General features: G+C 73.8%; 19 protein-coding genes and 1 tRNA gene. 14 read left to right on the plus strand and 6 right to left on the minus strand.

What is annotated here, in order from left to right; translation table 11 throughout:
- Positions 1-56 precede the first annotated feature (56 nt).
- Positions 57-1,064: a pirin family protein gene (locus tag MU522_RS04465; RefSeq protein WP_246992787.1), complete on the plus strand. Its 1,008-nt coding sequence runs from the start codon at positions 57-59 to the stop codon at positions 1,062-1,064.
- Positions 1,065-1,185: 121 nt separating this feature from the next.
- Here the strand turns inward: MU522_RS04465 and MU522_RS04470 are convergent, their stop codons facing one another.
- Both MU522_RS04470 and MU522_RS04475 read right to left on the minus strand, forming a co-directional pair.
- Positions 1,186-1,980 (minus strand): alpha/beta hydrolase, encoded by a 795-nt coding sequence (locus tag MU522_RS04470; RefSeq protein WP_246992789.1) that lies wholly within the window; start codon positions 1,978-1,980, stop codon positions 1,186-1,188.
- Entirely contained in the window at positions 1,977-2,270 is a 294-nt protein-coding gene (locus tag MU522_RS04475; protein WP_146354679.1) for a DUF1905 domain-containing protein, read from the minus strand. The genes MU522_RS04470 and MU522_RS04475 overlap by 4 nt, the downstream gene beginning before the upstream one ends.
- Positions 2,271-2,342: 72 nt before the next feature.
- Here MU522_RS04475 and MU522_RS04480 point away from each other — a divergent pair, with 72 nt between their 5' ends.
- Entirely contained in the window at positions 2,343-2,966 is a 624-nt protein-coding gene (locus MU522_RS04480; protein WP_146354677.1) for a TetR/AcrR family transcriptional regulator, read from the plus strand.
- Positions 2,967-3,077: 111 nt separating this feature from the next.
- Here the strand turns inward: MU522_RS04480 and MU522_RS04485 are convergent, their stop codons facing one another.
- Both MU522_RS04485 and MU522_RS04490 read right to left on the minus strand, forming a co-directional pair.
- Positions 3,078-3,650, minus strand: coding sequence for an HhH-GPD-type base excision DNA repair protein (locus MU522_RS04485; protein ID WP_246992791.1), 573 nt, complete (start codon positions 3,648-3,650; stop codon positions 3,078-3,080).
- Positions 3,651-3,890: 240 nt separating this feature from the next.
- On the minus strand, positions 3,891-11,504 hold the full coding sequence (locus MU522_RS04490; protein WP_246992794.1) for an LPXTG cell wall anchor domain-containing protein: 7,614 nt from the start codon (positions 11,502-11,504) through the stop codon (positions 3,891-3,893).
- Positions 11,505-11,797: 293 nt separating this feature from the next.
- Between MU522_RS04490 and MU522_RS04495 the strand changes: the two genes are divergently transcribed.
- On the plus strand, positions 11,798-12,058 hold the full coding sequence (locus MU522_RS04495; RefSeq protein WP_128189825.1) for a hypothetical protein: 261 nt from the start codon (positions 11,798-11,800) through the stop codon (positions 12,056-12,058).
- 27 nt (positions 12,059-12,085) lie between these two features.
- Here the strand turns inward: MU522_RS04495 and MU522_RS04500 are convergent, their stop codons facing one another.
- A complete protein-coding gene (locus MU522_RS04500; protein ID WP_128189826.1) occupies positions 12,086-12,556 on the minus strand; it encodes a hypothetical protein in 471 nt (156 codons plus the stop codon).
- Positions 12,557-12,612: 56 nt separating this feature from the next.
- Here MU522_RS04500 and MU522_RS04505 point away from each other — a divergent pair, with 56 nt between their 5' ends.
- The 5 genes from MU522_RS04505 (at position 12,613) to MU522_RS04525 (ending at position 19,381) form a co-directional block, all read left to right on the plus strand.
- Positions 12,613-13,992: a glucose-6-phosphate dehydrogenase gene (locus MU522_RS04505; protein ID WP_128189827.1), complete on the plus strand. Its 1,380-nt coding sequence runs from the start codon at positions 12,613-12,615 to the stop codon at positions 13,990-13,992.
- Positions 13,993-14,227: 235 nt separating this feature from the next.
- Positions 14,228-15,403: a M24 family metallopeptidase gene (locus tag MU522_RS04510; RefSeq protein ID WP_246992796.1), complete on the plus strand. Its 1,176-nt coding sequence runs from the start codon at positions 14,228-14,230 to the stop codon at positions 15,401-15,403.
- The gene (locus MU522_RS04515; RefSeq protein WP_146354665.1) at positions 15,400-16,608 is read left to right on the plus strand and encodes a M20 family metallopeptidase; all 1,209 of its coding nucleotides are present in this window, start codon (positions 15,400-15,402) and stop codon (positions 16,606-16,608) included. The genes MU522_RS04510 and MU522_RS04515 overlap by 4 nt, the downstream gene beginning before the upstream one ends.
- Before the next feature lie 77 nt (positions 16,609-16,685).
- Positions 16,686-18,155 (plus strand): MFS transporter, encoded by a 1,470-nt coding sequence (locus MU522_RS04520; protein ID WP_246992798.1) that lies wholly within the window; start codon positions 16,686-16,688, stop codon positions 18,153-18,155.
- 53 nt (positions 18,156-18,208) lie between these two features.
- A complete protein-coding gene (locus MU522_RS04525; RefSeq protein WP_246992800.1) occupies positions 18,209-19,381 on the plus strand; it encodes a zinc-dependent alcohol dehydrogenase in 1,173 nt (390 codons plus the stop codon).
- A gap of 124 nt (positions 19,382-19,505) precedes the next feature.
- Here the strand turns inward: MU522_RS04525 and MU522_RS04530 are convergent.
- A tRNA-Leu gene (locus tag MU522_RS04530) sits at positions 19,506-19,589 on the minus strand.
- Between the two features lie 84 nt (positions 19,590-19,673).
- On the opposite strand from MU522_RS04530, the gene MU522_RS04535 reads away from it, so the two are divergent.
- The 6 genes from MU522_RS04535 to MU522_RS04560 are packed head-to-tail and all read left to right on the plus strand — an operon-like array spanning position 19,674 to position 26,766.
- On the plus strand, positions 19,674-20,363 hold the full coding sequence (locus MU522_RS04535) for a DUF3662 and FHA domain-containing protein (protein WP_318655676.1): 690 nt from the start codon (positions 19,674-19,676) through the stop codon (positions 20,361-20,363).
- Entirely contained in the window at positions 20,360-20,902 is a 543-nt protein-coding gene (locus MU522_RS04540) for an FHA domain-containing protein (RefSeq protein WP_128189832.1), read from the plus strand. The genes MU522_RS04535 and MU522_RS04540 overlap by 4 nt, the downstream gene beginning before the upstream one ends.
- A gap of 2 nt (positions 20,903-20,904) precedes the next feature.
- Positions 20,905-22,146, plus strand: a complete 1,242-nt coding sequence (locus MU522_RS04545) for a protein phosphatase 2C domain-containing protein (RefSeq protein ID WP_128189833.1) — start codon at positions 20,905-20,907, stop codon at positions 22,144-22,146.
- Positions 22,143-23,549: an FtsW/RodA/SpoVE family cell cycle protein gene (locus MU522_RS04550; protein WP_246992802.1), complete on the plus strand. Its 1,407-nt coding sequence runs from the start codon at positions 22,143-22,145 to the stop codon at positions 23,547-23,549. Before MU522_RS04545 ends, MU522_RS04550 begins: the two co-directional genes overlap by 4 nt.
- A complete protein-coding gene (locus MU522_RS04555; RefSeq protein WP_310123244.1) occupies positions 23,546-25,027 on the plus strand; it encodes a penicillin-binding transpeptidase domain-containing protein in 1,482 nt (493 codons plus the stop codon). The genes MU522_RS04550 and MU522_RS04555 overlap by 4 nt, the downstream gene beginning before the upstream one ends.
- A complete protein-coding gene (locus MU522_RS04560; protein ID WP_246992804.1) occupies positions 25,024-26,766 on the plus strand; it encodes a protein kinase in 1,743 nt (580 codons plus the stop codon). Before MU522_RS04555 ends, MU522_RS04560 begins: the two co-directional genes overlap by 4 nt.
- The last annotated feature ends 23 nt before the right edge of the window (positions 26,767-26,789 follow it).

Below are 26,789 nucleotides of genomic sequence, written 5' to 3' on the forward strand. Positions count from 1 at the left end.
CCTCGATCGTAGGCGCTGGCGGGTCGCCCGACGGCGGTCGGGGCTAGCGTGGAGCCATGAGCAACGACGAGGCGCTGCTGGTCGAGAGCGCCGAGCAGTCCTGCATCGACGAGGCGCGCGAGGCGGGCGTCGAGCTGCTGCTGCCGCGCGAGGTGCCGCTCGGCGGCCCCCGCGCGCTGCCCGTGCTGCGCAGCCTGCCCAACAAGCACCGGCACATGATCGGCGCGTGGTGCTTCGCCGACTCCTTCGGCCCCGCCGACCTGACCGACGGACCGGGCATGGATGTGCCGCCGCACCCCCACACGGGGCTCCAGACGGTCTCGTGGCTCGTCTCCGGCGCCGTCGCGCACACTGACTCGACGGGCGCCGAGCACACGGTGCGGCCCGGCGGCGTGAACGTCATGACCGCGGGCCGCGGCATCGCGCACAGCGAGTACTCGACGCCCGACACGACGGTGCTGCACGGGGTGCAGCTGTGGACGGCGCTGCCGCTCGCCGACCAGGGCGTCGACCCGTCGTTCGCCGGTCTCGACGCCGTGCCGGAGGTGCCGCTCGAGGGCGGCGCCGTCGCGCGCGTCTTCGCGGGCCGCTACGCCGGCGCCGCGAGCGCCGCGCCCGTCTACTCGCCGCTGCTCGGCGCCGAGCTGCGCATCCCCGCCGGCGGCGAGGCGGCGCTCGCCCTCGAGGGCGCGTTCGAGCACGGGGTGCTCGCGCTCACGCCCGGGATCGCGCTCGACGACGTGCCCATCGGCGTCGGCGAGATCGGCGTGCTCGAGCCGGGCCGCGCATCCGCCGTCGTCTCGGCGGGCGACGGCGAGGGCATCGCGATCCTGCTCGGCGGCGTGCCGCACGAGGAGGAGTTCGTGATGTTCTGGAACTTCATCGGCCGCGACCACGCCGAGGTCGAGCGGGCACGCGAGGCGTGGATGGCGGAGCGGGATGCGCCGGAGGGCGAGCGCCCGCGCTTCGGCCTGGTGGACGACGGCTCGGGCACGACGCTGCCGAGCCCGCGCCTGCCGACGGTCGAGCTGCTGCCGCGCGGCCGGGCGAAGCGGCGGCGCTGAGCGCGGCGCGGCTCGCGCGCCGACGCCCTCGCCCGCGAACCCGACCCGTTGCACCGAACGGGACCCGGTAGACCGGGTCGCGTTCGGTGGAACGGGTCCCCGTGGGGGAGACGCGCGGGCGTCAGCCCTGCGCGGCCTCGAGCGCGAGCCGCACGAGGGCGTCGGCCATGGGCGCCGGCTCCCAGTCGTGCATGGCGCCGGGCATCTCGCGGAAGGTCGCGCGCGGCAGCGCCTCGGCGAGCCGGTCGGCGGTCTCGCGCATGCCGGGGAAGGTCTGCGCGCCGACCATGACGAGCGCCGGCACCGCGATGCCGGCCAGGCGCTCCGCGAGCGGCACCTCCTCGGCCCACGCGAGCGAGCGCGCATCGGCGCGGTAGGTGCGGCTGCCTGCGGCGATCTGCGGCCACTCGGGCATGGCGCGCGCATGCTCGAGGAACTCCGGCGGCATGTCGCGCATGTACTCGACCTGCGCGGCCTCGAGGTCGCCGGCGTCGAGGTGCGCGAGGAAGTCGGCCTCGAACTGCGCCGCGCCCCCGCGGAACTGCCCGATCGGCGCCTCCCAGAGCGCGAGCCCAGTGACGGGCAGCCCCGCGTCGGCGGCAGCGAGGGCGATCGAGCAGCCGGAGGAGTGGCCGACGAGCACCGCGCGACCGCCCACCGCGTCGATCGCGGCGGCGATCGCGTCGAGCTCCCGCTCGAGGGTGAGGTCACCCTCGGCGGCGCTCTCGCCGCGGCCGAGCCGGTCGAAGACGAGGGTCTGCACCCCCTGCCGGGCGGCGAGCTCGGCCGTGCGCGTCGTCGTGGGGTCGGTCGCGCGGAACGGGCCGGCCCCCGCGACGAACACGACGCCGGGGCCCTCGCCGAGCCGGTCGAACGCGATCCGGTCGCCCGAGCGCGTCATCGCGATCGCGCTCATCGGGCCGCCTCGCGCTCGCGCCGCGCGATCCGCACCGCGATCTCGTCGCCCGCCGCCTTGCCCAGCGCCGCGACGACGGCGCGCTTCAGCGGCAGCATGTGGGTGCCGCCGCCGAACGGCAGGAGCGTCGCCTCGATCGGCACCGCGTCGACCGTCCCCGCGACGCGCACGGCACCGCCGACGCCCATCGCCTCCTTCGAGCCGGGCAGCAGCACGTACGTCCACCCGCCCTCGTGCTCGTCGACCACGATGGTCGCCTCGGTCTCGATCGTCCCTTGGGGCGTGGTCATCCCGGCCTCCTCGCATCAGAACTGGACTGACCAGTTCCGTCCTGCCGCGAGACTAGACGGTACAGTTCTCGCATGTCAACGGTCGCCGAGCAGCCTCGCAGCGCGCGCATCCACGCGGCGATCCTCGCCGCAGCGGAGGACGTGTTCCTGCGCGACGGCTACGTCGGCGCGAGCATGGACGAGGTCGCGCGGCTCGCGGGCGCGTCGAAGCAGACGGTCTACCGGCACTTCGGCAGCAAGGAGCGCCTCTTCGTCGAGCTCGTCTCGTCGATGACGGATGCGGCGGGCGATGCGGCCGGGCACGAGGCGGATGCGTCGGGCGAGGTCGAGGCGGTGCTCGTGGCCCTCGCGTCGGCGATGCTCGACGGCGTGCTGACCCCGCGCATCCTGCGGCTGCGCCGCCTCGTCATCGGCGAGGCCAACCGCTTCCCCGAGCTCGGCCGCGCGCTGCACGCGCACGGACCGGCCCGTGCGATCGCGGGCGTCGAGCGGCGCCTGCAGGCGTGGGTGGACGCCGGGCTGCTGCCGGAGCACGACACGGCGGCCGCCGCCCGGCACTGGAACTGGCTCGTGATGGGCGGGCCGCTGAACGACGCGATGCTGCTCGGCGACGACGCGATCCCGGGCGCCGCCGAGCGCCGGGCCCACGCCGAGGCCGCGGTCGCCGCGTTCCTGCGCTCGCTCGGCGCACCGTAGCGCCGCCTCCGCCGCGAACGGGACCCTTTGCACCGAACCGGACCCGGTGGACCGGGTCCGGTTCGGTGCAACGGGTCCCCGGAGCGCAGCGCCGGGCGCGGTCGGGCCCGCTCAGCCCTTCGCGGCCCGCTTCGCCGCCTGCTTCGCGGCGCGCACCTCGGCGAGCGACGCGGCGTCGACGATGTCGGCGACCGAGCGCTTCGAGCCCTCCTCGCCGTACGGGGCCGACGCATCCACCCACCCCGCGCCGTCGAAGCCGGCGCGCTTGCCGAGCAGCGCGAGGAAGATCCTCGCCTTCTGCTCGCCGAAGCCGGGCAGCGCCTGCAGCCGGCGCAGCACCTCGGGGCCGTCGGGCTCGCCGCGACGCCAGATCGCGCCGGCGTCGCCGCCCCACTCCTCGACGACCGCGGCCGCGAGCTGCTGCACGCGCTTCGCCATCGAGCCGGGGAACCGGTGCACGGCGGGCTTCTCGGCGAACGCGGCCTGGAAGGCCTCGCGGTCCATCGAGGCGATCTCGGATGCATCGAGGCGGCCGAGCCGGTCGCGCAGCTTCGCGGGCCCGGCGAAGGCGGTCTCCATCGGCACCTGCTGGTCGAGCAGCATGCCCGTGAGCAGCGCGAAGTCGTCGTCGGAGAGGAGGCGGTCGGCGGCGTCGTCGCCGGTGAGGTGCAGCTCGCGGGTCATGCGACCAGCCTGGCACGGACGAGGCCCGCACAGGGTGGCGCCCCCCACCTGGTCACGACAGGCGAGGGGCGCCGCCACTCGAATTATTACACCGTTACGGCTTGTCGCGCCACTGCTCTGCGAGCTGCGCGAGGCCGTCATAGAGGACGCCCCTGGTGCAGCCGGGCGCGAGCGCCTAGCCTGGCACCACGAGCCCGCGCCCCCGCCCGGTCACGACGAGCGGGGGCGCGGGTGCCTGTGTCAGGCCTCCTGCTCGTCGCGCCTCCGGCGCAGGAGCAGCAGGCCGCCGCCGACCAGCAGCGCGATCGCGACGGCGATCATGCCGGTCGGGATCTCTCCGCCCGTGCGGGGCAGGGCCGCCGGGCCGTCGCCCTGCGCCGCGCCGGGCGCCGGCGTCGGGGCGGGCGCGGTCGGCGCGGGAGTGGGCGTCGGCGTGGGCGCCGGCGTCTCGGCCGGCATGGGCTCGGTGCGGCTCGCCGCCACCGCCACCGCGTTCGACTCGTGCGCGTCGGTGCCCTCGGCGTAGACGGTCGCGACGTTGCGGAACTCGGCGTCGGCGGTGGCGCCGGGCTCGAGCGGCGGTGCCGCAGGGATCGCCGCGGGGATGGTGATCGTCACCGTCTCGCCGGGCTCGACGACGTCGAGCTCGACGGTGTGGGTGCCGGTCGCCGCGTCGAGCGTCGCGGTGCAGTCGGCCGAGCACGTCGCGGGACCCGCGGCGAGCAGCCCGTCCTGCAGCGCGTCGACCACGACCACGCCGGTGCTCGCGACCGTGCCGCTCGCCGTCACGTCGATGCGGTACTCGACCGCGTCGCCGAACGCGACCTCGCCGTCGGACGGCGCCCACGAGCCATCCGCCTGCTCCCACACCGACTTCGTCGCGGTGACGTGCCGGCCGTCGACGGCGGTCTCCTCGCAGTCGACGTTGTCGCTGTCGCTGCCGCAGTCGGGCGAGTCCGGCGCCGGGTCGTCGGCGGTCGACGCCCACGCGAGGTTCACGAGCGCCCCCGGGGCGCGGTCGTCGGCGATCGCGACGGTGAGCACGAGCTCGACCGAGCCGCCGGCGACGAGCGCCGCCGGGTCGACGTCGCACGTGACGCGCTGGCCGTCGGCGGCGCAGCCCGCGGGCGCGTCGACGAGCGTGAGCCCGTCGGGCAGCACGTCGACGACCGTCACGGGCTCGCCGGCGTCGGCGTCGCGACCGCCCGCGTTGTGCACGGTCAGCGCGTACGCCACCTCGTCGCCGGGGAAGACGACCGGGTCGCCGTCGTCCTTCGTGAGGCGCAGGTCGACCGGCAGGTCGTCGTTGACGATCGTGCAGACCGCCTCGTCGCCCACCGCGAGCGTCAGCGAGGCGCCGTCGAGCGCGCCGCCGGAGCAGCTCCAGGCCGAGGCGGCGTAGCCGCCGGGCCCTGCCTCCGACAGGGCGTAGGCGCCCGCGTGCACCACCGCACCCGTCACCGCGGCGTCGCCCGTCGCACCCGAGACGGGGGTCGGCCCGTCGGCGGCGAGCGTCCAGTCGGTCGCGAGCGCGTCGCCGCCGTCGTCGGCGACGACCTCCTTCACGAGCGTCAGCCGCGGCGCGATGTCGTCGTTCACGATCGTGCACGTGACGTGCTCGGCGTTCGGCACGACGACCGTCGCCTCGCCGGGCATCGCGGCGCCGTCGCACATCCAGAGGTCGGCCGCGTAGCCGCCGGGACCGGTCTCGGCGAGCGCGTACTCGCCCGCGGGCACCTCCGCGGCCGTCACGGCCGGGTCGCCGGTCGCGCCGGCGATGGTGGCGGCACCCGTCGCCGTGAGCGTCCAGTCGGTGTCGACGGCGATGCCGCCCGCGTCGTTGACGACGAGCTTGCGCAGCGTCAGCTGCCCGGGCAGGTCGTCGAGCACGATCGTGCAGACGGCGTCGACGCCGGGCGGCAGCGCGAGGCTCGCACCGTCGAGCGCGCCGGCCGTGCAGCTCCAGGCGCCGGCCGCGTAGCCGGCGGGCCCGCTCTGCGCGAGGGCGTAGGCGCCGGCCGCGACCGTGGCGCCGGCGAGCTGCTGCGATCCCGTGAGGCCGGCGATCGCGGTCGGGCCGTCGGCCGTCAGCGTCCAGTCGGTCGCGACGCGGGTGCCGCCGTCGTCGTTGACGACCTGCGCGACGAGCGTGAGCGTCGGGGCGACGTCGTCGTTGACGATGGTGCAGACGGCGTCGTCGCCCGGCAGCAGCGTGAGGCTCGCGCCCTCGAGCAGCCCGTCGGTGCAGGACCACGCGGATGCGTCGTAGCCGTCGGGGCCGTCGGCCTCGGCGAGCGCGTACACGCCCGCGTCGACCGCGGCGCCGGTGACCGCCGGGTCGGCGGTCGCGCCTGCGAGCGGGGTCGGGCCGTCGGCGGTCAGCGTCCACGCCGTGGCCGGCTCCGTGCCGCCGTCGTCGTGGACGACCTCCTTGACGAGCGTCAGGCGCGGGGCGACGTCGTCGTTGACGATCGTGCACGTCGCGACCTCGCCGAGCGCGAGCGCGAGGGTCGCGCCGTCGAGCTCGCCGCCGTCGCAGGCCCAGGCGCCGGCCGCGTAGCCGGCGGCGCCGTCCGACTCCGACAGCGCGTACGCGCCGGCGTCGACCGGGGCATCCGTCACCGCGCCGTCGCCGACCGCGCCCGCGATGGGCGTCGGTCCGTCGGCGTGCAGCGTCCAGGCGCCGGCCGGCACGGTGCCGCCGTCGTCGTTGACGACCTGCTTCACGAGCGTGAGGCGCGGGGCGATGTCGTCCTGCACGATCGTGCAGGTGGCCGCCTCGTGGAGCGCGAGCGTGAGCGTCGAGCCGACGAGCGAGCCGCCGTCGCACGCCCAGGCGCCGGCCGCGTAGCCGTCGGGGCCGTCGGTGGCGCGCAGCTCGTAGACGCCGCTGCTGACCGGTGCCGCGGTGACCGCGAGCGCGCCGGACGCGCCGGCGATCGGGGTCGGGCCGTCGGCGCCGAGGCTCCAGTCGCCCGCGACCGCGGTGCCGCCGTCGTCGGTGATCACGTGCTGCTCCAGCGTGAGCGTCGCGCCGATGTCGTCGTTCACGATCGTGCAGACGGCGACGTCGCCGGCGTCGAGGTGCAGCGCGGCGCCGGCGATGTCGCCGTCGGTGCAGCGCCAGCCGTCGGTGCGGTAGCCCTCGGGACCGGCCTCGGCGAGCACGGTGTCTCCGGCACGCACGGCCACGTCGGTGACGAGCGCCGAGCCGGTGGCGCCCGAGACGGTCACGTCGCCCGTGGCGCTCAGCCGCCAGTCGGTCGCGGCGCGCGTGCCGCCGTCGTCGTTGACGACCTCCTTCACGAGCGTGAGCCGTGGCGCGATGTCGTCGTTGACGACGGTGCAGACGACCTGCTGGCCCTCGGTGAGGGTGACCGTCGCGCCGCCGGAGCCCGCGCCCTGCAGCGACGCGCTCGGCGCGCCGCCGGTGCAGCTCCAGCCGACCTGCTCGTAGCCGTCGACGCCCTCGGCCTCCGCGAGCGCGTACGTGCCCGCCGCGACCGGCGCCGCCGTCACGGCGTCGTCGCCCTCGTGGCCCGAGATCGGCGTGGGGCCGGTCGCCGACAGCAGCCAGGCGGTGTCGGGGGCGTCGCCGCCGTCATCGCGGACGACGTCCTTCGCGAGCGTCAGCGTCGGCGCGATGTCGTCGTTGACGATCGTGCACCGGGCCTCGTCGCCGACCTCGAGCGTCAGCGTCGAGCCCTCGAGGTCGCCGCCGTCGCAGTGCCAGCCGAGCGCCGCGTAGCCCGCCGGGCCGCCGAGCTCCGACAGGGCGTACTCGCCCGCCTCGACCGGCGCATCCGTCACCTCGTCATCGCCGACGGCGCCGCGGATGGGCGTGGGCCCGTCGGCGACGAGGGTCCAGTCGGCCGCGGCCGCGGTGCCGCCGTCGTCGAGCACGAGCTCCTTGACGAGGGTCAGCCGCGGCGCGATGTCGTCGTTGACGATCGTGCACCGGACGTCGTCGCCGACCTCGAGCGTGAGCGTCGCGCCGTCGAGCGTGCCGCCGTCGCAGCTCCAGTCGCCGGCCGCGTAGCCGCCCGGCCCGGTCTCCGAGAGCTCGTAGGTGCCGGCGAGCAGCACGGCGCCGGTGACCTCGGCGGCGCCGGTCGCGCCGGCGATGTCGGCGGGGCCGTCGGCGACGAGCGTCCACGCGGTCGCGGGCTGCGTGCCGCCGTCGTCGGCGACGACCTCCTTCACGAGCGTCAGCAGGGGGGCGATGTCCTCGTTCACGATCGTGCAGGTGACGTCGGCGCCGTTGTCGATCGTGACGACGCCGTCGGCCGTGACGGCCGCCCCGTCGCAGACCCACTGGGAGGCGGCGTAGCCGCCGGGGCCCGCCTCGCTGAGCGCGTACTGCCCCGCCGGCACCGGCGCATCCGTCACCGCGGCGTCGTCGGTGGCGCCCGTCACGGTGACGGGGCCGACGGCCGTGAGCGCGAAGTCGGCGACGGCCGCCGAGCCGTTGGCGTCGTTGTCGACCACCTTGCGCAGCGTGAGCGTCGCGGGACGGTCGTCGTTGACGATGGTGCAGACGGCGTCGTCGCCGGGCAGCAGCGTGAGCGCGTCGCCGTCGACGACGCCGGCCGTGCACGACCAGGCGCTCGGCGCGTAGCCGGCGGGGCCGCCCGCCTCCGCGAGCGCGTAGGTGCCGGCGTCGACGATCTGCGCGGTCGCCTCGGGCGAGCCGGAGGTGCCCGCGACGTGGCCGCCCGTGCCGTCGGCCGTCAGCGTCCACTCGGTGCCGATGGCGGTGCCGCCGTCGTCGCGCACGACCTGCTTGACGAGCGTGATGGTGGGCGGGATGTCGTCGTTCACGATCTCGCAGACGACGTCCTCGGCGAGCGCGAGCTCGACCGTCGAGCCGACCGGCTCGCCGTCGCAGCTCCAGCCGCTCGAGCGGTAGCCGCCGGGCCCCTGCTCCGAGAGGTCGTAGCTGCCGACGACGACCTCGGCGCCGGTCACGGCCGCGGTCGCGGTAGCGCCGCGGAGGTCGGCGCCGCCCGGGCCGTCGGCGACGAGCGTCCACTCGTCGGCCGCGAAGGGGCCGCCGTCGTCGTTCACGACGCGCTTCACGAGCGTGAGGGTGGGGGCGATGTCGTCGTGCACGGCGGTGCAGACGGCCGTCTCGCCGACGGCGAGCGCGAGCGTCGAGCCGTCGAGGCTGCCGCCGGTGCAGCGCCAGCCCTCGGACGCGTAGCCGACCGGGCCGCCGAGCGCCGAGAGCTCGTACGCGCCGGCGCCGACGGGGGCCGCGGTCACCGAGGGGTCGCTCATGCGGCCCGAGATCGGGGTGGGGCCGTCGGCCCCGAGGGTCCAGTCGAAGCGGCTCGCGGTCCCGCCGGCGTCGTTGACGACCTCGTGCTCGAGCGTGAGCAGCGGCGCGACGTCGTCGTGCACGATGGTGCAGACGGCGCTCTGGCCGACGTCGAGGGTGACGGAGCCGGCGTCGCTCGCCGCGAAGTCGCCCGTGCAGCTCCAGTCGCCCGCGGTGTAGCCCGACGGGCCGTCGATCGCGGCCAGGTCGTAGGTGCCCGCGATGACGGGCGCGTCGGTGATGGAGGCGTCGCCGTGCAGGCCGGAGGCGGTCGCGGCGTCGCCGGTCGCGACGAGCGTCCAGTCGCGGGCGACGGCCGGGCCGAGGTCGTCGCCGATCACCGCGTTCTGCAGGGTCAGGCGCGGCGCGATGTCGTCGTTGACGATCGTGCAGCGCACGTCCGCGCCCGACGGCACGGTCACCGTGCCGGTCGCGGTGTCGACGGCGCCGCCGGCGCAGACCCACTCCCCCGCCTCGTAGCCGCTCGGGCCGCTGTGCTCCGAGAGCTCGTACTGGCCGGCGTCGACGGTGATGGGGCCGAAGCCGCCGTCGCCCTCGATCGCGGCGCCGTCGCCGGGCACGCCGAGCGTCGGGCCGACGGCCCGCAGCGTCCAGTCCTCGGGCTGCGCGTCGCCGCCGTCGAGGCCGATGACCTCCTTGACGAGCGTGAGCGTGCCGGGCAGGTCGTCGTTCGTGATCACGCACAGGGCGCTGTCGCCGTGCCCGAGGGCGAGCGCGCCGCCCGGCATGGGCAGCGACGCCGAGCGGCTCGCGTCGGTGAAGCAGGCGATGCCCTCGATCTCGTAGCCGGAGTGCGCCTGCTCGCCGATCGTCCAGCTGCCCGCCGAGACGGCGGCGTCGGTCACGGCGGCGGCGCCCTCCGCGCCGGCGATCGCGGTCGCCGTGCCTGCGAGCGCCGCGGTGAGCGTGAAGTCGGTGTCGAGCGCCGTGCCGCCGTCGTCGCGGATGACCTCCTTGACGAGGGTCAGGTGCGCGGGCAGGTCGTCGTGGGCGATCGTGCAGACGACGTCGGCGCCGGTGGCGACGGTGAGCACGCCGTCGACGAGGTCGCCGCCGGTGCAGCTCCACGCGCTCGCCGCGTAGTCCGGATGTGTCGTGCTGGCCAGGGCGTACTGGCCCGCCTCCACGGTGCGCACGAGCGTGCTTCCCGCGGCGGCCTGCTCGTCGATGCCGCTCACGGCGCCGCCGGCGCCGAGGGGCGTCGCCGTCAGGGTGAAGTCGGCGCCGGTGGCCGCCCCGCCGTGGTCGTTGACGACGACGCCGTCGAGCGTGATCGAGGTGACCTCGTTCGTGATCACGCACGTGGGGGCGGATGCGCCGATGCTGCTGGGGAAGATCGGGAACGTCTGGCCGGTGGCCGCGCCGTGCTCCCAGATGGTGGCGGTCCGCAGGGGCCGGCCGGGCGAGGCCCAGTCGGCGTAGGTGCAGACGATGGAGCGCAGGTCGACGCCGGTCGGCAGGTCGAGGTGCTCGGCGAGCCGGTAGTCGGGCGCGGCGAGCAGGCCGGTGACGACCTCGGAGCCGCCGGCTGCGACGGCGCCCGTGACGGCGGTGCCGCCGGTCGCGCCCGCGACCGCCTGGCCGTCGGCCTGGTCGACCGTGTACCCGAACGACTGGCCGGGCAGCTGCGCGCCATCGACGACCTTCTGCACGGTGACCGAGCCGCAGTTGCCGATCGCGAGCGACTCGGTGGAGCCGGGGATGATGTCGACGAGCTGGCTGTTCCCGCCCTGCGAGTTGCCCGTCTGGGTGACGATGTCGCCGGTGCGGTACGAGCGGCACTCGCTCGTGGGCAGCAGGCTCGACGCGGTCAGGTCGACGGCGAACTCGCCGAAGGTGTGGGGCTCGGCGCCGGCCTGCGAGGGGCCGGTCGCCGCGGCGTAGACGATCCCGCCGCCGCCGGGCTCGAAGCCCCGTCCCGTCCAGACCCACTGGCGCACGGTGGGCACGCCGTTGCCGAGGTCGAACTCGAGCAGGCGGTCCCCGCTGCGGCCGTCCGGGCCGCCCTCGAGCTCGAAGTAGACCGAGAGGTCGCCGGTGCCGCCGGCCGAGCGGGTCCAGTAGTGGTAGAGCACGACGTGCTGCTCGCCGCCGACGGTGACGAGCTCGTACGTCACGCCCGCGCTGCAGAGGTCGGCCTTCGTCATCGCGGTCTTGTTGATCTCGCCCGGCGCCCAGGCCCAGGAGGCCTGGTGGATGTTCTGGCTGCCGGTGATGAGGGACGGGTCGGCGGCGGTGCCGCCGTCGCCGATGCACCGCTCGGCGCGGTCGCTGCGGTAGAGCAGCCCCGTGCTCGCGCCGCCCGGCCCGTAGCCGCCGCTCCAGTCGGCCGAGCCCGCCATGTCGCCATCGATCTCGAACGCGGTCGAGATCGCGCCGAGCGATGCGGCGTCGGCGGAGGGCGCCGCGACCAGCGGCGCGAACAGGCCGAGCGCGAGCGCAGCGGCTGCCGCCGCGATCCGTCGGATCGTCGGCACCTGCTGCGATGCCGTCTGCTTGCCGTGACCCACCATCGGGAGCTCCTCGTGGTGCAAGCGCCGCGCGAGGCGGCTCGATGCGCCGCTCGGTGTCGGACCACCGCGCTGTGATGCGCATCGTGGGGCCAGCAAATGGCGTGCCAGGAGGGCGTTCAATGCCTCGACCGCAAAACTGCGACAACGTTCCAGAACGCGGTTCGATCCCCTGCGGGCATCCTGAGGGAATCTCAGGCGGACGGAGCATTCCTCAAGAAGAGCGCCGGTGCGCGCTCAACGGCCGCCGCCGGGCTCTCGGGCGGCTCCGAGCATCCCGATGGGACGATGGAGGCATGCAGACCAAGCGCTCCAACCCCTGGGCGTGGTGGGCGTTCTGGATCGGGCTGCTCGGCCTCGTCCTGATGCCGATCCCGCTCTTCATCGGCCTCATCCTCGGCGGCGGACTCGCGGCGATCGCGGCGATCCTCGCCGTCATCGCCCTCTTCAAGTCCCGGCACGCCGGCGGCCGCGGCATCGCGCCGGCGATCATCGCCGGCGTCTTCGTGCTCCTGACCTACGGCGGCATCTCGATCGGCGGCGGCGTCATCTGGTGACCGCCGCCGCCTGACGCGAGGGGCGCCTCAGCTGCGGCTGGGGCGCCCTCCGCGTACCGGGGCGGGCGTGCCGAGCAGCGACCGCGCGGCCATGGCGAGCAGCGCGACGAGGCCCACGAGCAGCAGCCCGTCCGCGGCGATGTACGCCAGGTGCATGCCCGACCCGCCCTCGTCGGCGCCGGCGACCACCGCATCCGTCGTCGCCTGCATGAGCGGCCGCACGACGAGCGCCTTCAGCGCGAGCACGGCCGCGAGCGCGACCACCAGGATGCGCTCGGGACGCGGCGCGGGCGAGCGCAGCACAGCGAGCAGCAGCAGGCCTGCCAGCACCGCCTCGACCGCGTTCATCGCAGCGAAGACGAGCCGGCCGATGCCGAGGCCCAGCGGGATGGTGATGCCCGGCGCCTGGAACTTCAGCGGCGCCTCGATGAGCGAGATGCCGACGATGAGGCCGAGCCACACGGCCGGCAGCACGAGGCGGGCGGTGCGGGCGAGCATGCCTCCACCGTACGCCCGCAGGCGCCGCGCACCTCGGGGGTGCGAGGATCGGGGGCATGGCACCTCAGCCGTCGACCACCCTGCTCATCCTCGGCGCCTCCGGCGACCTCACGGGCCGCCTGCTGCTGCCGGGCATCGCCACGCTGCTGCGCGCGCAGCCGTCCCGCCGCGTCGAGATCGTGGGCGCCGACCTGCGCGAGCTCACCGCCGACGACTGGCACGACCGCGTGCGCACCGCGCTCGAGGTGGGCGAGACGCAGGGCGCGGCGGCGAAGGCGCTCCTCGCGACGACGCGCTACGTGGCCTCGGACGCCACCGATCCCGTGGCGCTGCAGGCCCTGCTCGACTCGATCGCGTGCGACCGGCTCGTCATCTACTTCGCGCTGCCGCCGCACGTGACCGAGCGCGTCTGCGGCACGCTCGAGCGGATCGGCGTGCCCGAGGGCACGATCCTCGCGATCGAGAAGCCCTTCGGCGACAGCCTCGAGTCGGCGAGGCGACTCAACGCCCTCGTCACGCGCATCGTGCCCGAGGAGCGCATCTTCCGCATCGACCACTTCCTCGGGCTGCACACCGTGCTCAACCTGCTCGGGCTCCGGTTCACCAACCGGCTGCTCGAGCCGACGTGGGATCGCGACAGCATCGAGCGGGTCGAGATCCTCTACGACGAGACGGTCACGCTCGAGGGCAGGGCCGGCTACTACGACCGCAACGGGGCGCTCCGCGACATGATCCAGTCGCACCTGCTGCAGATCATGGCGCTCATCGCCATCGAGCCGCTCGCGAGCGTCGGCGAGCGCGACCTGCGCGACGCGATCGGCCAGGTGCTGCGCGCCGCGAGCGTCGTCGACCCGGTCGAGCACTCGCGCCGCGCGCGCTACACCGCGGGCGACATCGACGGGCGCGAGGTGCCCGACTACGTCGCCGAGGAGGGCGTCGACCCGGGGCTCGGCACCGAGACGCTCGCCGAGGTGCAGGTCGAGATCGCCAATCCGCGCTGGGCCGGGGTGCCGTTCGTGCTCCGCTCGGGAAAGTCGCTCGCGGGGGTGCGCAAGCGCGCCATCGTGCACTGGAAGGCGCCCGCGCACGTGCCGAAGGGCCTCGCCGGGCGCGACACCGCCGACCGCCTCGTGATCGACTTCAAGCCCGACGGCTTCGAGCTGCACCTCACCACGAACGGCAAGGGCGACCCCTTCACGCTCGAGCAGACGGTGCTGCGCGGCGAGCTCGGCGGCGGCGCCCTGCTGCCCTACGGCGAGGTGCTCGGCGCCATCCTCGACGCCGACCCGCGGCTCGCCGTGCGCGGCGACGCGGCCGAGGAGTGCTGGCGCATCATCGAGCCGGTGCTCGCGGCGTGGAAGGCGGATGCCGTGCCGATGCAGGAGTACCGGGCCGGCTCCGCGGGCCCGCGCGGGTGGCGCACGAACGAGCGCTGACCGCGACGGCCCGTCCTCCACAGACGCGCCGCGGATCGTTGCGCGCCGGCGGCGGGCAGGCGTACAGTCCTGGGCAAGTCAAGCGGTGCGGACCGACCAGGCGCCTTCACCAGAACTTGCGAGAGCGCAAGCGCCCGATGTGCCAGTCCGCACCGCTTCTTCCTGCCCGCAGCCGATGCCAGGGCGCTCGGCGAGGCCGGGCTCGCCGCCGGGACCGGGCCCTAGGCTTGCTCGCATGCCGCCCAGCACCGAGGAGCTCGCCGACCGGCTCGCCCGCACCCGCGCGCGCATGCAGCGCTCGGGCCTCGACGGGCTCGTGGTCGTCGACCCCGCCAACCTGCACTACCTGACCGGCTACGACGCCTGGTCGTTCTACATGCCGCAGCTGCTGTTCGTGCCGCTCACCGGCGAGCCGCTGCTCATCATGCGCGCGATGGACGCCGGCGGCGCGCACCGCACCGCGCTCCTGTCCCGCGAGCGCATCCTCGGCTACCCCGAGTCGCTCGTGCACCAGCGCGATGCGCACCCCTTCGACTGGGCGGCCGAGCAGCTGCGCGAGCACGGCTTCGCGCACCGCGGACGCATCGGCTACGAGCCCGAGGCGCACTTCCTCACCGTGCGCTCCTTCCACGCCCTCGAGCGCGGCCTGCCCGAGTGGCAGCTCGTCGACAGCCACGACCTCGTCAACTGGGTGCGGCTCGTGAAGAGCCCGTACGAGCTGGAGCTCATGCGGGGAGCCGGCCGCGTCGCCTCCGCCGCCATGCGGGCGGGCATCGACGCGATCGCCGACGGCGCGCGCCTCAACGACATCGCGGCCGCGATCCAGTTCGCGCAGGCCACCGGCGTCGAGGGCGTCGAGGGCGACTACCCGGCGATCGTGCCGATGCTGCCGACCGGCGAGTCGGCCGACACGCCCCACATGACCTTCAGCGCCCGCCGGCTCGACCGGGGCGAGGCTATCTCGATCGAGCTCGCGGGCGCCCACCGCCGCTACCACGCGCCGCTCGCGCGCACGGTCTCGCTCGGCAGCCCCGACGCGCGCCTCGCGGGCCTCGCCGAGATCACCGCCGAGGGCCTGCAGGCGGTGCTCGAGGGCATGCGACCGGGCGCCGTGGTGGCCGACGTGCACGGCATCTGGCGCGAGCACCTCGCGCAGCACTCGATCGAGAAGCCGTCGCGCCTCGGCTACTCGATCGGCATCGGCTACCCGCCCGACTGGGGCGAGCGCACCGTCTCGATCCGCGGCGACGACCTGACGGTCATCGAGCCCGGCATGTGCCTGCACATCATCGCCGGCATGTGGATGGAGGGCTACGGCTGCGAGCTCAGCGAGTCGATCGCGATCACCGCCGACGGCGTCGAGCTGCTCACCGACGCGCCGCGCGAGCTCATCGTGCGGGAGGGCGCATGACGGATGCGCGCGAGGCCGCGGACGTCGACGACGTCGCGCGGGCGCTCGCGCTCATCGACGAGGCGACCATCGTCGCCGACACCTCGTCGCTCATCCTCGCCGCGAGCGAGAACCCGGGCGGCACCGAGCTCGTCGCGGTGCGCGTGCTCGAGTCGATCGCGTCGCGCCTCGGCGGGCGCAGCCGGCGCTCGCTCGTCGCGCCCGACCGCCCCAACCTCTCGATCCGCTTCGGTCCCGACCCCTCCCCCGAGGCGCCGGGCGTGCTCATCCTCGGCCACTCCGACGTCGTGCCGGCGGGCGAGGGCTGGGCGGCCGACCCGTTCAACCCGCGCGTCGCCGACGGCTGGCTGACGGGCCGCGGCGCCACCGACATGAAGGGCGGCCTCGCCGCCGCGCTGCAGGCGATGGCGGCGGTGCACCGCGTGCGCCCCGAGCTGCCGCTCGAGCTGCTCGTGACGGTCGACGAGGAGGATCTCGCGACCGGCATCCAGGCGCACCTGCGCGCCGACGAGGGCCCGCGCGACGCCTACCGCGCGTGCATCGTCGCCGAGCCCACCGACCTCGCGGTCGTGATCGCGTGCCGCGGCGCCGCCAACCTGCAGGTCGAGGTGCGCGGGCGCGCCGCCCACGCCGGCCGCCCCGAGGACGGCGCGAGCGCGATCACGACCGCCGCGCGCATCGCCACGTGGATCGCCGACGACCACGAGCGGATGCGTGCGGGCGCGACGGGCCTGCTCGGCTCGGCGACGTGGAGCGTGGGCCGCATCGAGGGCGGCCACGGCACGTCGATCGTGCCCGACCGCTGCACGCTGCTCGTCGACCGCCGGCTGATGCCGGGCGAGACCGGCGCCGAGGCGCTCGCGCAGCTCGAGGCCGGGATCGGCGGCGTGCTCGGCGACGACGGCTGCGACGCCCACGCGTCGCTCCTCATGGAGATGCCCGGCTTCGAGACCGCCCCGACGCATCCGCTCGTCGCCGCCGCCGTCGAGGCGCTCCGCGCCGAGGGCGCGGCGGCCCCGGTGGAGGCCTGGACGGCGGCGTGCGAGGGCGGCTTCATCGCCGAGCACCACGGCTGCCCGACGATCATCCTGGGCCCGGGCGACATCACCGGCCAGGCGCACCAGCCCGACGAGCGCGTGCGCATCGCCGACCTCTCGGCCGCCGCCCGCGCGTACACTCGCATGCTCATCCACCTGCACACCTGACAGCCCATCCGCACGACCCCGACGCACCACGACCGGCACCGGCAGCACGCGCGGCGCCGCCCAGGAGGGACACGGCCATGACCGAGCAGCACGCAGCACACCCCACCGAGCCGCCGCCCATCACGCGCGAGCTCGACCTCTCCCCGCTCCAGCGCAAGACCGTCAAGAAGTCGGTGCTGGGCGCGATGGCGGGCAACGCCATCGAGTGGTTCGACTACGGCATCTACGGCTACCTCGCCGTGCACCTGTCGACGCAGATCTTCGGCGGCTCCGAGGACGCCATCCTCTGGACGCTGTTCGGCTTCGCCGTCTCGTTCCTGATCCGCCCCATCGGCGGCGCCGTGCTCGGCCCGCTCGGCGACCGCATCGGCCGCCAGAAGGTGCTCGTCTTCACGATCATGATGATCTCGGTCGCCACCGCGGCGATCGGCATCCTGCCCACCTTCGAGCAGGTCGGCTGGCTCGCGCCCGCGCTGCTGTTCCTGCTGCGCATCGTGCAGGGCTTCTCGGCAGGCGGCGAGTACGCCGGCGCGGCGGTCTACATGGCCGAGCACGCGCCCGACGACCGGCGCGGCTTCTGGGGCTCCTTCCTCGAGTTCGGCACGCTGCTCGGCTTCTCGCTCGCCGCGATCCTCGTGACGGCGCTCGAGTTCGTCGTCGGCACCGACGGCATGGCCGAGGGCTGGTGGCGCCTGCCGTTCCTGCTCACGCTGCCGCTCGGCATCGTCGCGCTGCTCATGCGCGCGCGCCTGCACGACTCCGAGACGTTCATCGAGGCGAAGGAGCGCGACACGCGCACGAGCGCCTGGCAGACGCTGCGCGACGTCGTCGTGCAGCAGCCGAAGCAGCTGCTGAAGATCATGGGCATCACGATCCTCATCAACACCGCGTTCTACCTGGTGCTGACCTACATGCCCACGTTCCTCACCACCTCCCTCGACATGGACGCGACGCAGTCGGGCCTCATGCTCGTCGGCGTGCAGCTCGTGATGATGGCGGTGATCATTCCGCTCGGCGCGCTCACCGACCGCATCGGCAGGCGGCCGGTGCTGCTCACCGCCGCGATCGGCTTCACGCTCTTCTCGGTGCCGGCGATCCTGCTGCTCAACACCGGCAACGTCGTGCTGCAGGTGCTGGGACTGGCGATCTTCGGCCTGTTCCTCGTGATGCTGCTGTGCAACATCTCCGCGACGCTGCCGGCGCTCTTCCCGACGACCGTGCGCTACGCGGGCTTCGCGCTCGGCTACAACGTCGCCACCTCGCTGCTCGGCGGCCCCGCGGGCCTCATCAACGAGTGGCTGATCGGCGAGACGGGCTCGACGCTCGTGCCCGGCTTCTACATGACGGTCGCGGGCATCATCGGCCTCATCGCCATCTGGACCTTCAACGAGACCGCCGGGCGCAGCCTCCGCGGCGACGTCGTGCCGGGCGAGGACGACGTCGACCGCATCGCGATCGGCGAGGAGCTCATCGGCAAGGTGCACGACCCGAAGCACGAGCTCGTCGACGGCGAGCTGCGCCAGGGAGGCGCCGGCCGCGCCGGCTGAACCTGGGAGCCTCCCCCAGGCGATCTGCACCCCATCGGCGTACCGTCGAGGCCATGCGAGCACTCACGTGGCAGGGAAAGCGCAAGGTCTCGGTCGAGGAGGTGCCCGACCCGCGGCTGCAGGAGTCGACGGATGCGGTGATCCGCGTCACGTCGACGGCCATCTGCGGGTCGGACCTCCACCTCTACGAGCTGCTCGGCCCGTTCCTCGAGGAGGGGGATGTGCTGGGGCACGAGACGATGGGCATCGTCGAGGAGGTGGGGCCCGCGGTCACGACGCTCCGGCCGGGCGACCGCGTGGTGATCCCGTTCGTCATCGCGTGCGGCAGCTGCTTCATGTGCGCGCGCGGCCTCACCACGCAGTGCGAGACGACGCAGAACCGCGAGCAGGGCACGGGCGCGTCGCTGTACGGCTACACGTCGCTGTACGGCTCGGTGCCCGGCGGCCAGGCCGAGCGGCTGCGCGTGCCGCTCGCCGACTTCAACGCCACGAAGGTGGGGCACGAGCTGCCCGACGACCGCTACCTCTTCCTCAGCGACATCCTCCCCACCGCGTGGCAGGGCGTGCAGTACGCCGACGTGCCCGAGGGCGGCACGCTCGCCGTGCTCGGGCTCGGGCCCGTCGGGCAGTTCGCCGCCCGCATCGGCCGGCACCTCGGCCACCGCGTGATCGGCGTCGACCCGGTGCCGGAGCGCCGCGCGATGGCCGAGCGGCACGGCGTCGAGACGATCGACATGACCGACGCGGTCGAGGTGCTGCGCGCCGCGACCGACGGCCGCGGGCCCGACTCGATCGTCGACGCCGTCGGCATGGAGGCGCACGGCGCGCCCGGCACCGCGGCGGCGCAGGCGCTCGTCGGCGCGCTGCCCGACCTGCTGGCGAAGCCGATGCTGCGCAACGCCGGCCTCGACCGCCTGACCGCGCTCTACACGGCGTTCGACGCGGTGCGGCGGGGCGGCACGGTGTCGCTGAGCGGCGTGTACGTCGGCCAGGCCGACCCCATCCCGATGATGACCCTGTTCGACAAGCAGGTCGCGATCCGCATGGGCCAGTGCAACGTGCAGTCGTGGCGGGATGCGCTGCTGCCGCTCGTCGAGGACCCGTCCGACCCGCTCGGCGTCGAGGACCTCGTGACGCACCGCGTGCCGCTCGAGCGCGCCCCCGAGATGTACGAGCTCTTCCAGAAGAAGCAGGACGGCTGCATCAAGGTGGTCTTGACGCCGTAGGGCGCAATGCCGCCCAGCGGCGTTGCGCCCGGAGGGGTCAAGGTCGAGTAGGCGGCCGGAGGCCGCCGTACCGAGACCCAGCCCCGCAAGCGAAAGGCCCCGGGGTGGAGCCCGGGGCCGTTCGTGCGCGAGGGGGGACTTGAACCCCCACGTCCTTGCGGACACTGGCACCTGAAGCCAGCGCGTCTGCCAATTCCGCCACTCGCGCGCACCCCGGAGAACCAGGGCAACCCCACGAGAATATCAGGTTCCTAGACTCGCCGGGTACGCTTGCGGCGGCATAGGGACGGTGATGACGGACATGGGATTCCTCGATTCGATCGAGCGCGGGCTCGAGAAGGCCGTCAACGGCGCCTTCGCGAAGACCTTCCGCGCCGGCGTCGAGCCGGTCGAGCTCGCGAGCGCGCTCAAGCGCGAGCTCGACACCAACGCCTCCGTCGTCTCGCGCGACCGCATCCTCGTGCCGAACCGCCTCACCGTGCGGCTCGCCCCCTCCGACTTCCAGCGCCTGCGGCGCCTCGGCGACGCCCTGCTCGACGAGCTGACCGGCACGCTCCAGACGCACGCTCGGCAGTCCGGCTACTCGTTCCCGGGCCCCATCGGCCTCGGCCTCACGCCCGACGAGGCGATGACGACCGGCATGTTCGAGATCTCCTCCGACACCGAGGCCGGCGAGGTCGTCTGGACGGCGGTCGTCGACATCAAGGGCAAGCGGCACACGCTGCGCAAGGGCCGCACCGTCATCGGCCGCGGCTCGGACGCCGACATCACGGTCGACGACGCCGGCGCCTCGCGCAAGCACGCCGAGATCGTCTGGGACGGCACCCGCGCCCAGGTGAGCGACCTCGGCTCCACGAACGGCACGACCCTCAACGGGCGGGCGCTCAAGAGCGCGCTGCTCGAGCCCGACTCGATCATCGACATCGGAGCCACCCGCATCGTCTACCGCGTGCTGGCGCAGTCCAAGGAGCAGCGCCCGTGAGCGAGCTGACCCTCATCATCATCCGGATCGGCTTCCTCGCGCTGCTCTGGCTGTTCATCTTCATCGTGCTGTACTCGCTGCGCAGCGACCTGTTCGGGCCGCGCCTGACGCCGCTGCAGCGCGTGGCGGTGCAGAACCAGCGCTCCCGCGAGCAGGCGGCCACGACGGCGCCGGCCGCCGCGGCGGCAGCGGATGCGCCGACGACCGTCACCGAGCGCGCGGCGCCGGCCGCCGCATCCGCCCCGGGCGCCGCGACCCGCGTCGTCATCACGTCGGGCCCCCGGGCGGGCCTCGAGCTCGACCTGCCGGCGACGGGCCTGACGATCGGCCGCTCGAGCGGCGCGGGCCTCCAGATCAAGGACGACTACACCTCCAACAACCACGCGAAGGTCGTGCGCTGGCGCGACCAGTGGATGGTGCAGGACCTCGGCTCGACGAACGGCACCTACGTCGACGGCAAGCGCATCAGCGAGGCGACGCCCGTGCAGGTCGGCAGCGCCGTGCGGATCGGCACGACGACGTTCGAGCTGAGGCGCTGAGTTTGAGCACACCCCTCGCCGCCGCGATCAGCCACGTCGGCCGGATCCGCACGGAGAACCAGGACTCCGGCTACGCCGGGAACCACCTGTGCTTCGTCGCCGACGGCATGGGCGGTCACGCCGGCGGCGACGTCGCGAGCGCGATCGTGACCCGCAAGGCGCGCGAGGCCGACCGCGAGTACGGCAGTGCCGAGGAGGCCGCGCAGGCGCTCGCCGAGCGGCTGCGAGAGGGCAACGACGCGCTCCAGCAGGCGATGGTCGAGCACCCCGAGCTCAGCGGCATGGGCACGACCGCCTCCGGCATCATCCGGGTCGGCGACCGCGTCGCCATGGCCCACATCGGCGACAGCCGCATCTACCGCTACCGCGTGGGCGCGCTCGAGCAGCTCTCGACCGACCACACCTTCGTGCAGAAGCTCGTCGAGGCCGGCCGCATCACGCGCGAGGAGGCCGAGCACCACCCGCGCCGCAACGTCGTGATGCGCGTGCTCGGCAACGTCGAGACGCACCCTGAGATCGATACGGCCGTCGAGCAGGCGCTGCCCGGCGACCGCTGGCTCGTGTGCTCCGACGGCCTCTCGAGCTACGTCGACGAAGAGCGCATCCGCGCCATCCTCGAGCAGGGGCTCGACACCCCGTCGACCGTGCAGCGGCTCGTCAACGAGTCGCTCTCGCGCGGCGCGCCCGACAACGTGACCGTGGTGCTGTGCGACATCGACGAGCAGCGCTCGTCGTCGATCGAGCCGACCACCGTCGGCTCCGCCGCCGCCCCCATCAGCTACGAGGCGGTCGAGCCCGAGCGCACCTCGGTGAGCCTCGGCCAGCTGCTGCTGCACCCGCGCCAGTCGCGCCAGCAGCCCGCGTTCGAGCACTTCGAGCCCGAGAGCGAGGAGTTCCTGCAGGAGCTGCTCGCCGAGCAGCGGCGCATGCGGCGCAACCGGCGCATCAGCTGGGGCGTCGGCGCGGTGCTCACGGTGATCCTCGTCGCGATCGTGAGCGTGCTGTTCTACGGCTGGACCCAGGACCGCTACTTCGTCGGCGTCAACGAGGCCGGCAACGTCGCGATCTACCAGGGCATCCAGCAGCAGATCGGGCCGATCGTCCTCGCGACGGAGGTGCAGGAGACCGACATCGCGATCGACGACCTCACCCCCTTCAACCAGCGCAACGTCGAGCAGACGATCTCCGCCGACTCGCTCCAGGCCGCGCAGGCCGTGGTCGAGCGATTGGAGCCGACGCCATGACGGATCGCACCGCTCCCAGCGCCCTCCAGACGGGCATCGTGCAGCTGCGCGATGTGACCGAGGCGATCCGCGTGCGCATCCGCAACCCCGCGAAGCTGCGCAACCTCGAGCTGTTCCTGCTCGTGATCGCCTGGGTGATCGCGGGCGGCGCGATGGTGCTCGTGCAGCTCGGCGCCCTGCAGCGCGTCGACCTGTTCCCGCTGCAGCTCGCCGCCGGGCTCGGCATCCTGACGCTCGCCCTCCACATCGCGCTGCGCATCGTCGCGCGCGAGGCCGACGCGATCATCCTGCCGGTCGCGACGGTGCTCAACGGCCTCGGCATCGCGATGATCTACCGCATCGACATCGCCGAGGGCGTCACCGGCTGGGACGCCGCCTCCATGCGCCAGATCACCTGGACGGGCATCGCGCTCGTCGTCGCGATCGCGGCGATCGTCGTCGTGCGCAACCACCGCGTGCTCGCGCGCTACCGGTTCCTCGCCATGGCGATCGCGATCATCCTGCTCGTGCTGCCCCTCGTGCCCGGCATCGGCCGCACGATCAACGGCGCGACCGTGTGGATCGGCATCGGCAGCATCGTCTCGCTGCAGCCGGGCGAGCTCGCCAAGATCGCCCTCGCGATCTTCTTCGCCGGCTACCTCATGACGGCGCGCGACTCGCTGTCGGTCGTGGGCAAGAAGGTGCTCGGCATCCGCTTCCCGCGCCTGCGCGACCTCGGGCCCATCCTCATCGTCTGGGGCATGTGCATGCTCGTGCTGGTGTTCCAGCGCGACCTCGGCACGTCGATGCTCTACTTCGGCCTGTTCCTCGTGATGATCTACGTCGCCACCGGCCGCCGCTCGTGGATGTTCATCGGCGTCGGCCTCGTCGCGCTCGGCGGCATCGCGGCCTACTTCGTGCTCGGCTACGTGCAGCGCCGCATCGACGCCTGGATCCACGCCTTCGACCAGAGCGTCTACGAGGCGCAGGGCGGCTCGTTCCAGATCGTGCAGGGCGTGTTCGGCATGGCGCACGGCGGCCTGCTCGGCACCGGGCTCGGCCTCGGCCGGCCCGACATCACGCCGTACGCCAACAGCGACTACATCATCCCGTCGCTCGGCGAGGAGCTGGGCCTCGCCGGCATCTTCGCGATCCTCGGGCTCTACCTGATCCTGGTCTCGCGCGGCGTGCGCGTGGGCTTCCAGGGGCCGGACGACTTCACGAAGCTCCTCGCCGTGGGCCTCGCCTTCGCGATCGGCCTGCAGGTGTTCATCGTCGTGGGCGGCGTCACGAGGCTCATCCCGCTGACGGGCCTCACCACGCCGTTCCTGGCAGCCGGCGGCTCCTCGCTGCTGGCCAACTGGCTCATCGTCGCGCTGCTGCTGAGGCTGAGCGACTCGGTGCGCGGAAGGGGGATCGCATGACGGGCGTCGAACGGGAGCAGAGCATGCGCAGGCCCATCCGCCGCGTGAGCACGCTGCTGCTGGTGATGTTCCTCGGGCTCTTCGGCTCGTCGACGATGATCCAGGCCGTGCAGGCCGACTCGCTGCACGCCGATCCGCGCAACACGCGCACGCTGTACGACTCCTTCGCGGTCGAGCGCGGCTCGATCGTGGTCGACGGCGTGCAGGTGGCGCTGTCGACGCCGTCGAACGACGAGTTCGAGTGGCAGCGCGAGTACCCGATGGGGCCGCTGTACGCGCCCGTCACGGGCTACAACACGCTCGGGCAGGGCAACACGGGCATCGAGGGCGCGATGAACGCCGAGCTCACCGGCAGCGCCAACAGCCAGTTCCTCGACCAGATCCTCGCGACGCTCACCGGGCAGGACCCGGCGGGCTCGTCGGTCGAGCTGACGATCGACCACGACGCGCAGCAGGCGGCGGCGGATGCGCTGGGTGGCCGGGAGGGCGCGGTCGTCGCGCTCGACCCCGAGACGGGCGACGTGCTCGCGATGTACTCGAGCCCCACGTTCGACCCCAACGCCTTCGCGAGCCACAACACCGCGGCCGTCACCGAGACGTACAACCAGCTGCTCGCCGACCCCGAGCAGCCGCTGCAGAACCGCGCGATCGCTGGCGACCTCTACTACCCCGGCTCGGTCTTCAAGCTCGTGACCGTCGCCGCCGCGCTCGAGTCGGGCCGCTTCGACCTCCAGTCGGAGTTCGACAACCCCGAGACGCTCACGCTGCCGCAGTCGACGAGCGAGGTGCGCAACGCCTCCCGCGAGACGTGCGGCCCCGGCGAGCAGGCGACGCTCGAGACGTCGCTCGTGCTCTCGTGCAACATCCCCATCGCGCAGCTCGGGCAGGAGCTCGGCCAGGATGCGCTCGCCGAGCAGGCGGCGGCGTTCGGCTACGGCCAGCCGCTCGACATCCCGCTCGCCGTGACCCCCAGCTCCTACCCCACGGGCCTCGACGAGGCGCAGACGATGCTGACGGCCTTCGGCCAGTACGACGTGCGCGTGACGCCCCTGCAGGTGGCGATGACCACCGCGGCGATCGCGAACGACGGCACGATGATGCGGCCCAACATGGTCGACCGCGTGCTCGCGCCCAACCTCGACGTGCTCGACGACCCGGAGCCGACCATCCAGGGCAACCCCATCTCGGCCGAGACGGCGGCGGCGCTGCGCGGCGCGATGGAGCTCGGCGTGAGCGAGGGGCTCGCCTCCAACGCCGCGATCCCGGGCGTGACGGTGGGCGGCAAGACCGGCACCGCGGAGACGGGCGAGAACAACGAGCCGTTCAACCTGTGGTTCACGGGCTACGGCGAGACGGACGACCGGAGCGTGGCAGTCGCCGTCGTGGTCGTGCCGGATGAGAACATCGTCGGTGATACTTCAAACGTGATCGCCGCACCTATCGGGAGAGCAGTGATCGAGGCGGTGCTGAACTCATGAGACCATCCAGCGGACTCACCTTCGGTGGGCGATACCAGCTGACCAGCCGGATCGCCATCGGCGGCATGGGCGAGGTGTGGCAGGCGACCGATCAGGTGATCGGCCGCACGGTGGCGCTCAAGATCCTCAAGGACGAGTACATGGGCGACCCCGGGTTCCTCGAGCGCTTCCGCGCCGAGGCCCGCCACGCCGCGCTCGTCAACCACGAGGGCATCGCCAACGTCTTCGACTACGGCGAGGAGGAGGGCAGCGCCTTCCTCGTGATGGAGCTCGTGCCGGGCGAGCCGCTCAGCGCGATCCTCGACCGCGACCGCACGCTCTCGGCCGACAAGGTGCTCGACATCGTCGCGCAGACCTCCGCCGCGCTCCACGCGGCGCACCAGGCGGGGCTCGTGCACCGCGACATCAAGCCCGGCAACCTGCTCATCACGCCCGAGGGCCGGGTCAAGATCACCGACTTCGGCATCGCGCGCATCGCCGACCAGGTGCCGCTCACGGCGACCGGCCAGGTCATGGGCACGGTGCAGTACCTCTCGCCCGAGCAGGCCTCGGGGCAGCAGGCCGCGCCGTCGACCGACATCTACTCGCTCGGCATCGTCGCCTACGAGGCGCTCGCCGGCCGGCGGCCGTTCACGGGCGAGTCGCAGGTCGCGATCGCGATGGCGCACATCAACGACGCGCCGCCGGACCTGCCCGGCACCGTGCCGGAGCCGGTGCGCAACCTCGTGCTGTCGTGCATCGCGAAGACCCCCGCCGACCGCCCCACGTCCGCGGCGCACCTGTCGCGCGCCGCGACCATGCTGCGCCGCGGCGACATCGCGGGCGCCGCGGCGATCGTGCCGGGCATCGCCTCGACCGACTCGTTCGCGACGATCGACTCGCCGACCCAGGCCGCGACCCGGGTGATCACGACCCAGTCGAGCCCCGCGACGGCGGCGCTGCCGGTCACCCGGGCGACGACCCTGGAGCGCGACCGCGACCGGCGCCGCAACCCGTGGATCTGGCCCGTCGTGATCCTCGCGGTGCTGCTCGTGGCGGCCGGCGTGGCGATCGCGATGATGCTGCTCAACCAGCAGCAGCAGCAGCCCGTCGACTCGGGCACGCCGGTGCCGAGCCAGACCCTCGAGACGGTCGACATCGACCTGAGCGACTTCGAGGGGATGGACGAGGCCGAGTTCCGCGCCGCCATCGAGGCGCTCGAGCTCGAGCCCGCGGTCGAGACCGGCAACCCGGCCATCGCCGAGGCCGACGCGGGCACCGTCTACGCCGTCGACCCGACCGGCCCGGTGCCGGTGGGATCGACCGTGACGGGCACGCTCTACGCCCCTGTGGCCGCGATCGCCGACCCCACGTCGGTGCCGCGCCTGCAGGACGGCGGCGACCCGGCCGCCCTCACGGTCGGCGACAGCCCCGTCGTCGTCTGGGACGAGGCGACCTGCCCCGCGGGCTACAGCCTCGGCGGCTACACGACCACGATCACCTGGCCCGACGGTCGGGAGCAGATCGAGGAGACCGGCATCGCCCAGATGAACTTCAGCTCGGTGCCCGCCGGCGACACCACGATCTCGTACACCTACACGTGCGACGTCGACGGCGGCGAGTCCCTCACGAGCGGCTCCTCCCCGGCGCTCACGATGACCGCGAAGCCGGAGGAGACCCCGGAGCCCGAGCCGACGCCCACGCCGACGCCCACGGAGCCGACCGAGACCCTGCCGGTGGAGCCGCCGGTCCAGCCCTGATCGGCCGCAGCACGGGGATCGCC

The organism is Agrococcus sp. SCSIO52902, assembly GCF_022983135.1.
Taxonomy (GTDB): Bacteria; Actinomycetota; Actinomycetes; order Actinomycetales; family Microbacteriaceae; genus Agrococcus; species Agrococcus sediminis.